Source organism: Neisseria sp. P0009.S007 (assembly GCF_051962515.1).
In genome coordinates, this window is the sequence record NZ_JBQCVF010000681.1 from 1 (window position 1) to 878 (window position 878).

1 protein-coding gene and 1 pseudogene are annotated in these 878 nt (G+C 52.2%); one reads left to right on the plus strand and one right to left on the minus strand.

Features of this window, described 5'->3' with window-relative positions; all coding sequences use genetic code 11:
- On the minus strand, window positions 1-500 hold a 500-nt coding region (locus tag ACTHS3_RS15630; RefSeq protein ID WP_440368460.1), incomplete at its 3' end, for an FAD-dependent oxidoreductase.
- Window positions 501-625: 125 nt separating this feature from the next.
- Here ACTHS3_RS15630 and ACTHS3_RS15635 point away from each other — a divergent pair.
- A pseudogene (locus tag ACTHS3_RS15635) lies at window positions 626-878 on the plus strand (protein-tyrosine-phosphatase); the annotation flags it as partial.

An 878-nucleotide genomic window follows, 5' to 3' on the forward strand; every position in this document is an offset into this window, starting at 1 on the left:
CCGCTGCCTGCCTGCGCCGCTTTGCCTGCCTCCAAAACCGTAACGCGTACGCCGTGCTCCGCCAGTTTGCGCGCGGTTGCCGCGCCGGCGATGCCTGCGCCGATGATCAGGACGTGTTCGGGTGCGGCTTGATGTTCAGGCCGTCTGAACCAAGGTTTTAGAGGAACAGGGGAGGATTGGGGTATGGCTTCGGTTTGCCATTCGATATGATGGAAATGTTCGTGTAAGCGGTCGGCGCGATGTGGCGGAACCAGCCAGAGATGCACATCAGGCAATAGGTTTTCTAAAACATTAGCACTGTTGAACTGAAGACATTTCATGGCTTGAGCTAGACGGTTGTTCAGACGGCCTTCAAGCTCTGAGGGATGATTTGACAGCGGAAAATCGGGAATATGGTTTTCAGGCAGGCAGACAATCAAATAAAGCGGCACGGTATGTTGTTCGATAGCGCGGCAAAGGTCGGCAAGGGTGGGTGTAGTGTTCCAAGCAAGGCAGGTCATGATGAAAGGCCGTCTGAAAAAAGAGGCTTTATTGTAACGCGGTTTGCGCAGATAGAATATCCGAACGGGTTTTGATAGAATCGCATGATATTTTGATTTTCAATTGATTTTCATACAGGAATTTTATGCGTCGTCTTTTATTGTGCCTTCTCGCTTCCGGCTTGCCCGTTGCCTGTTTATCTGCGCCGCCGGATAACGGCAACAAAGCCGTTCAGTCCGAACGTTGGGCAACGCCCGTCAAACACGATGCCAACCTTTATCGCATTGACGACAAGCTTTACCGCAGCGAGCAGCCTGTTGCCGAAGATGGCGAAGCCATTGTCAAGCTGGGCATTCAAAGCGTGATCAACCTGCGCTTTTTCGACCGCAACGATGACG